Origin of the sequence: Collinsella aerofaciens, from assembly GCF_018785245.1 — a bacterium.
GTDB lineage: Bacteria > Actinomycetota > Coriobacteriia > Coriobacteriales > Coriobacteriaceae > Collinsella > Collinsella aerofaciens_AD.
On record NZ_WQPL01000070.1, the window covers coordinates 1 to 325 of the forward strand.

Genomic DNA, 325 nt, shown 5'->3' on the forward strand with positions numbered 1-325 from the left:
CCCGCCGACGACGGCGGCATCCGGGCGCTTGCGGCGCTGAGGAACGAGGTCGAGGCGGCCGCCGAGACGCGCGACGACCTCCTCGCCGAGTACAGGGCCGCCGTCGCGGCGGGCCCCCTCTCGGCGGAGGTCGAGGCGCTCCAGTCGATCAAGGGGTGCGGGTTCGCGCTCGCCGCCGCCTTCGCGTCCGAGGTCGGCGACTTCTCGAGGTTCCGCTCCGGCAGGCAGGTGACGTCCTACTTCGGCCTCGCCCCGAAGCAGAGGTCGAGCGCGGACTCCGTGCGCCTCGGCGGGATCAGCGGGGCCGGCGACGCCCTCGTCAGGA

At 75.1% G+C, this 325-nt stretch carries 1 protein-coding gene; it reads left to right on the forward strand.

Translation table 11 applies throughout. The features are described from left to right. Positions 1-325: transposase (locus GPK39_RS09210; protein WP_215675187.1), on the forward strand; the 325-nt coding region annotated here is incomplete at both ends.